Genomic DNA, 7,118 nt, shown 5'->3' on the forward strand with positions numbered 1-7,118 from the left:
ACCGACCCCCGCGGCGCCGCCGGCGAGGAGCGGCAGACACACCGTCATCCAGAGCCAGTCGGGACGGGGTTCACCCCCGGAGGCGTACAGCGCGGCGGCCGCTCCCACGCCGAGGTACCCGAGCACGACCCCCGTCCACGCCGTACGCGCGGCAACCGGCGGCGGGCCGTCGGGCTCGTGGGGCTCGTCGGACGCGTCCGTGGCGTCCCGCGCGGCCCGGTACACCAGCCACACCGGCAGGGCGAGCAGCAGCAACGGGGTCAGCCCGACCGGCTGGGGCGCCCCGGACAGCGTCTCGGTGCGGACCAGTTCGACCCCGTGCGCCAGCAGCCACAGCGCGGCCGCGACATGGAGCGCACCGCCGGGCCCGCTGTCCGGGTAGGGCGAACTGACCCACAGCACCATCACCAGCGCCGCGCACCCGCCGAGCCCGAGCCCGGCCGCGAGCGCACCGCCCGCCAGCGCGGGCCCGAGGCCGGGTGAACGGTCGCGCATCCGGGACCGCAGGGACGACGACATGCGACGGAGTGTCAGCGGCATCACGCCCGCCATGCTCCCAACGACACGCGCTTTCCCGGCGTAACAGGCGAACTTCCGAAGTGTCGCCCAATATATGCTTATGTGCCTTTTCACACAGAGGGGTGAGCCGTGACGCAGAGCACCGCACTGTCCCTGACCCCTGATCAGGCGTTCGACGCGCTCTACGCGTTCTGCGCCCCCGCCCTGGTCCGCCAGACCTATCTGCTCACCGGGCGGCGGGAGTTGGCCCGCGAGGCGGTGGAGCGGGCGTTCCAGGCGGCCTGGCAGCGCTGGCCCGAGGTGGCCCGCGACCGCGACCCGGGCAGCTGGGTCCGGGCGACGGCGTACGAGTACGCCCTCTCCCCCTGGCACGGCTTCCGCCCCCGCTACCGCGTCCCCGAGCCCCCGCCCGCCGACCCGGACGCCCGCGCCCTGCTGAACGCGCTGCTCAGCCTCCCGCCCTCCTACCGCCGCACTCTCGTGCTGTACGACGGGGTCGGCCTCGACCTGCCCGAGACGGCGGCCGAGACCGAGGCGAGCACCCCGGCCGCGGCGGGCCGCCTGACCCGCGCCCGCGAGGCCCTCGCCGCCCAGGTGCCGGAGCTGGCCGACCCGGCCACCCTGCACCGGCGCCTGAGGGAACTCGCCTCCACGGAACGGCTCCGCGCCGACACCCCGACCACCGTCCGCACCTCGGGCGAGCGCCGCAACGCCTTCTGGACCCGCGCGGCCATCACCTTCACCGTCGCCGTCATCGGCGCGACCGGCCTCACCCTGCGCACGGCACCCACCCACTACGAGGCACCCGTCGCCCCCGCCCAGGCCGTACGGGGCGTCCCCCCGGCGCCCGCCCTCGGCCCGCTCTCACCGACCGAACTGACCCTGCGCGCCAAGCTGCGCGGGGAGGCGGGCAACGGCCCGGAACGGCTGGCACCGTCACCCGGCTGACACCCGGTGCGCGGAAAAGGCGGCGGGCCCGCCCCCAGAAAGGGGACGGGCCCGCCGGCGTGCTGCCCGAAAGGGGCCGAGCGTCAGGCGCTCAGGATCTCCCGCGCCAGCTTGGCCGTCTCGGTCGGGGTCTTGCCGACCTTGACGCCCGCGGCCTCGAGGGCCTCCTTCTTCGCCTGGGCGGTGCCGGACGAACCGGAGACGATCGCGCCGGCGTGGCCCATCGTCTTGCCCTCGGGCGCGGTGAAGCCCGCGACGTAGCCGACGACCGGCTTGGTCACGTTGTCCTTGATGAACGCGGCCGCGCGCTCCTCGGCGTCGCCACCGATCTCACCGATCATCACGATCAGGTCGGTGTCGGGGTCGTCCTGGAACGCGGCCAGGGCGTCGATGTGCGTGGTGCCGATGATCGGGTCGCCACCGATACCGACGGCGGTCGAGAAGCCCAGGTCACGCAGCTCGTACATCATCTGGTACGTCAGCGTGCCGGACTTCGAGACCAGGCCGATGCGGCCCGGCTTGGTGATGTCGCCCGGGATGATGCCGACGTTGGACTGGCCCGGCGTGATGATGCCGGGGCAGTTCGGGCCGATGATCCGGGTCTTGTTGCCCTTCTTGCCGGCGTACGCCCAGAAGGCGGCCGTGTCGTGCACGGCGATGCCCTCGGTGATCACGACGGCCAGCGGGATCTCGGCGTCGATCGCCTCGACGACGGCGTCCTTGGTGAACTTCTCCGGCACGAAGATGACGGAGACGTTGGCGCCGGTCTTCTCGATGGCCTCCTTCACGGTCCCGAAGACGGGTACCTCGGTGCCGTCGAAGTCCACGGTCTGACCCGCCTTGCGCGGGTTGACGCCGCCCACGACCTCGGTGCCGTCACCCAGCATGAGCTTGGTGTGCTTCATGCCGGTGGCGCCGGTCATGCCCTGGACGATGACCTTGCTGTCCTTGTTGAGCCAGATAGCCATGGTGTGTTGGTGTCCTCGTCCTGAGTGCTTACTTTGCGGCGTGGGCCAGCTCGGCGGCCTTGTCGGCCGCGCCGTCCATGGTGTCGACGCGCTGGACCAGCGGGTGGTCGGCGTCGGTGAGGATCTTGCGGCCCAGCTCGGCGTTGTTGCCGTCGAGGCGGACGACGAGCGGCTTCTCGACCTTCTCGCCGCGCTCCTCGAGGAGCTTCAGCGCCTGGACGATGCCGTTGGCGACCTCGTCGCAGGCGGTGATGCCGCCGAAGACGTTGACGAACACGGACTTGACGTCCGGGTCGCCCAGGATGATCTCCAGGCCGTTCGCCATGACCTGGGCGGAGGCACCGCCACCGATGTCCAGGAAGTTGGCGGGCTTCACGTTGCCGTGCTTCTCACCGGCGTACGCGACGACGTCCAGGGTGCTCATGACGAGACCCGCGCCGTTGCCGATGATGCCGACCTGGCCGTCGAGCTTGACGTAGTTGAGGCCCTTCGCCTTGGCGGCGGCCTCGAGCGGGTTGGCCGCTTCCTTGTCGTGCAGCTCTTCGTACTCGGGGTGACGGAACTCGGCGTTCTCGTCGAGCGACACCTTGCCGTCCAAGGCCAGGACGTCGCCGGAGGCGACCTTCGCCAGCGGGTTGACCTCGACGAGGAGGGCGTCCGACTTGATGAAGGTGTCCCACAGCTTGATGAGGACGTTCACGACCTTGTCCGCGACCTCGGCCGGGAACTTGGCGGCCTCGACGATCTCGCGGGCCTTGGCCTCGTCCACGCCGTCGATGGCGTCGATCGGCGTCTTGGCGACGGCCTCGGGGCGGGTGGCCGCCACCTCCTCGATCTCCATGCCGCCCTCGACGGAGGCGATGGAGAGGAAGGTGCGGTTGGCACGGTCGAGGAGGAAGGAGACGTAGTACTCCTCGACGATCTCCGGAGCGGTCTCGGCGATCATCACCTTGTGGACCGTGTGGCCCTTGATGTCCATGCCGAGGATGTCCGTCGCGCGGGCGACGGCCTCGTCCGGGGTGGCGGCGAGCTTGACGCCGCCGGCCTTGCCACGACCACCGACCTTCACCTGCGCCTTGACGACGGACTTGCCGCCCAGACGCTCGGTGATCTCGCGCGCCGCCTCAGGCGTGTCGATGACTTCACCGGCCAGCACCGGTACATCGTGCTTGGCGAAGAGGTCCCTCGCCTGGTACTCGAACAGGTCCACGCGCTTCCGTCCCTATCAGTGATCTCGCGGTCGTTGGATGCGTGGGCGTGCCGCGAAGGGCAACGTGACGTCCGCTTGTCACAAGGGGTGCGCACACGGTGTCCGAGCGCGCGGCATGTCCGTCTCGCAGGTTATCCCTGCTTGCCGGGGGCCTCTAAATCGCGGGTCACACCCGAGCGGTGATACCTGTCACATGATGCCGTTTTCCCTGACACGCCGTGCCTCATCGGGTGCATTTGTTCGACCGGTACCTCATCCAGCTTGTCATGCGGTGTCCGGTATGGGCAGCGGGCGCTTCTCGATCGCGGCGGCCATCACCTCCGGGAAGAGGTCCGGGGTGCAGGCGAACGCCGGGGCGCCGAGCGCGGCCAGCGCGGCCGCGTGCTCCCGGTCGTAGGCGGGCGCCCCCTCGTCGGAGAGCGCGAGCAGGGTCACGAACTGCACGCCGGACGCCTTCATCGCCGCGACCCGCTTCAGCATCTCGTCCCGGATGCCGCCCTCGTACAGATCGCTGATCAGCACGACCACCGTCTCGGCGGGCCGGGTGATCTTCGACTGGCAGTAGGCGAGCGCCCGGTTGATGTCGGTGCCGCCGCCGAGCTGGGTGCCGAAGAGCACGTCCACCGGGTCGTCGAGCTGGTCGGTGAGGTCGACGACGGAGGTGTCGAAGACGACCATGCGCGTGCTGATCGACCGCATCGAGGCGAGCACCGCCCCGAACACCGACGCGTAGACCACGGACGCGGCCATCGAGCCGGACTGGTCGATGCAGAGGATCACCTCCTTCTTCACCGACTGCGCGGCCCGCCCGTACCCGATGAGCCGCTCCGGCACGATCGTCCGGTACTCCGGCAGGTAGTGCTTGAGATTGGCCGCGATCGTGCGGTTCCAGTCGATGTCGTGGTGGCGCGGCCGGCTCACGCGGGCGCTGCGGTCCAGGGCGCCGGTGAGGGTGGCGCGGGTGCGGGTCGCCAGCCGCTTCTCCAGGTCCTCGACCACCTTGCGCACGACCGCCCGCGCGGTCTCCTTGGTGGTCTCCGGCATCGCCTTGTTCAGCGAGAGCAGGGTGCCGACCAGGTGGACATCGGCCTCCACCGCCTCCAGCATCTCCGGCTCCAGCAACAGCGCGGCCAGCCCGAGCCGGTCGATGGCGTCGCGCTGCATGACCTGCACCACGGAGGAGGGGAAGTAGGTGCGGATGTCCCCGAGCCAGCGCGCCACGGAGGGAGCCGAACCGCCGAGTCCCGCCGAACGCTCCCGCCCGGCCGGGCTCCTGCCCGCCTTGTCGCCCCGGCCGTAGAGCGCGGTCAGGGTGCCGTCCATCGCCGCGTCCCGGCCGGTCAGCGCGACTCCCGTGCCGTCCGCCTGGTCCCCGCCGAGCACCAGCCGCCAGCGGCGCAGCCGCTCGGCGTCGCCGTCGAGTCGTGTCGTCCCGTTCGTCATGCCCCCACCCCCGCGAGGTCGTCGTCCGTGGATTGCGGCTGGTCCGGTGCGAGGCCGAGCAGCAGACGCAGCACCGGCAGCACGGAGTCCGCGCGTCCGGCATCGGGTTCCGGCGCGAAGCCGGACGGGGTCACCGGGTGACCCGCGGCCCCGGCACCGCCGCCCGGACCGCGCCGGACCAGCTCGCCGAGCGTGCGGCGCACACCGGGCTCGTACGCCGAGAAGGTGCGCCGCAGCAGCGGCAGCACGTCGGTGAACGCGTCGGCGGGTACGGAGGTCAGCCAGGCGTCGACAAGCCCGAGCAGCCGCTCGTCGTGCACCAGCAGCAGTCCTCCCCCGCCGCCTCCGACGAACCCCTCGACCCACGCGGCCGCGTCACCGGGCGGCGTCCCCGGCGACAGGGCCAGCCCCATGAGCCGGGCCACGTCCTCGGCCTCCAGCACCCCGTCGTCCAGCAGCAGCCGCACCGCCCGCCCCCGGAGCAGCCCCGGCACGGTGTCCCGCTGGGACAGCGTGCGCAGCACCGCCCGCCAGCGGGGCCGGAGGCCGTCGTGCCCGGTGAGCGTCTCGGCGAGCAGCCCGACCGCGCCGTGCACGGCGTCGACATGGCCCCGCATCTCCTCGGCGGCGTCGGTGTCCAGGGTGGTGCAGGCGGGCGGGAGGCCGATGAAGACACGCTCCGCGAGGGCGGCGGCGACACCGGCCAGCGCACCGGTGTCGGTACCGCGCACGTCCCCGTAGCGCAACGAGCGGACCAGGGCGGGGAGCGCCTGGGCGAGGTGGCTCACGTCGGCGTCGAGCGCCGCGCGGTCGGCCAGCACCCGCATCACCACGGGCAGCGCGTCCGGCAGCCCGGCCAGCAGGCACTGCTCGGCGAGCGCGGTCACGTCGGCCAGGGCCCGCGCGCCGACCGCGTCCGCCTCGGCCTTGGCGGTGGCCGCGCCCAGCACGGTGGTGCCCCACACCCCGGCTTCGGCGATCCGTACCGACAGCTCCGGCTCCCAGCGCAGCCGCCAGGTCTCCCGGAAGGTGCCCGTGCTCCCGCGTGAGCGGGCCGGTTCGCCCCAGCCGACGCCGAGCAGCCGCAGCCGGTGCAGCAGCCGGCCGCGCGCGGCGTCGATGTCCTTGCGCAGGTCCAGCTCCAGCTCGCGCTCCAGCGCCTCCGGTTTGAGGCGCAGCCTGCGCTGCTCACGGGCGAGGTCCCGCTGCAGGGGCACCGCGGGCGCGGACTCCGGGACCTCGCCCAGCACGTCCCCGACCACCAGCCGGTCGTACACCAGGGACAGCGGGACGTCCGAGCCCTCGCACAGCACCGCGCGCACCGCGTCCGTGGTCTCGGTGAGGCCCGCCAGCGGACGGCCGCGCATCACGGCGAGGGTGTCGGCCAGCCGGACCGCCTCGATGACATGGGCGGAGGACACGACCCGGTCCTCCTCGCGCAGCAGCCCGGCGACCTTGGTGAGCCACCGCTCCACCGGCCGGTCCGGCGCGCCGAACAGGTGGGCGTACCAGCCCGGCGAGTCGATCCCGGCGCCGTACCCGCTGGACCGGGCCAGCCTGCGGTGGGTCCAGGGCACCCAGGTCAGGTCGGTCTTGAGCTTGGGCAGGCCCTTGAGGAGCGCCCGGTCGGCGGTGACGGTGGCCTTCGCGCGGAGGGCGGGGACGTGCCAGGCGCCGCAGACCACGGCCACCTCGTCCCCGAACTCCTTGCGCACGGCGCGGATCTGGAGCCGCATGTGCGCCTCGCGCACGAGGTCGCGCGGCCGGCCGCCGTCGCCGTACCGCTCGCGCAGGGCGCCCATGGCGTCCTCCAGCGCGGCGAACGGCGCGAACGGCTCGCTGCGGCCCGGACCCCGGTGCTCGACGGCGTCCTCCCACCAGCGCTCGGGGTCGTCGTACCCGGCGGCCTCGGCCAGGGCGGCGAGCGGGTCCACGCGCGCGTGCTCGGCTTCTTCCTGCGGGTCGCCGTCGCCCGTGTCCTCCTCCCAGGCCAGCGAATGGGTGGCGGGCAGGTCGATGAAGCGGGCCGG

6 protein-coding genes are annotated in these 7,118 nt (G+C 72.6%); 1 reads left to right on the forward strand and 5 read right to left on the reverse strand.

The window, feature by feature from the left end; all coding sequences use genetic code 11:
* The coding region (locus tag GT030_RS20540; protein ID WP_237522707.1) for a DUF6350 family protein at positions 1-552 on the reverse strand (552 nt) is incomplete at its 3' end.
* A 96-nt stretch (positions 553-648) separates the two neighbouring features.
* Here GT030_RS20540 and GT030_RS20545 point away from each other — a divergent pair.
* Positions 649-1,467, forward strand: a complete 819-nt coding sequence (locus GT030_RS20545; protein ID WP_161202352.1) for a sigma factor-like helix-turn-helix DNA-binding protein — start codon at positions 649-651, stop codon at positions 1,465-1,467.
* A gap of 83 nt (positions 1,468-1,550) precedes the next feature.
* Here GT030_RS20545 and sucD read toward each other — a convergent pair whose 3' ends face one another.
* The 4 genes from sucD to GT030_RS20565 all read right to left on the reverse strand — a co-directional run.
* Positions 1,551-2,435: a succinate--CoA ligase subunit alpha gene (sucD, locus tag GT030_RS20550; RefSeq protein WP_030811903.1), complete on the reverse strand. Its 885-nt coding sequence runs from the start codon at positions 2,433-2,435 to the stop codon at positions 1,551-1,553.
* A 28-nt stretch (positions 2,436-2,463) separates the two neighbouring features.
* Positions 2,464-3,645: an ADP-forming succinate--CoA ligase subunit beta gene (sucC, locus tag GT030_RS20555; RefSeq protein ID WP_161202353.1), complete on the reverse strand. Its 1,182-nt coding sequence runs from the start codon at positions 3,643-3,645 to the stop codon at positions 2,464-2,466.
* A gap of 264 nt (positions 3,646-3,909) precedes the next feature.
* On the reverse strand, positions 3,910-5,088 hold the full coding sequence (locus tag GT030_RS20560; RefSeq protein WP_161202354.1) for a VWA domain-containing protein: 1,179 nt from the start codon (positions 5,086-5,088) through the stop codon (positions 3,910-3,912).
* A partial coding sequence (locus GT030_RS20565; RefSeq protein WP_161202355.1) for a DUF5682 family protein occupies positions 5,085-7,118 on the reverse strand: 2,034 nt, incomplete at its 5' end. The genes GT030_RS20565 and GT030_RS20560, both read right to left, overlap by 4 nt.

This window comes from Streptomyces sp. SID1328 (assembly GCF_009865595.1).
Lineage (GTDB): Bacteria > Actinomycetota > Actinomycetes > Streptomycetales > Streptomycetaceae > Streptomyces > Streptomyces griseoluteus.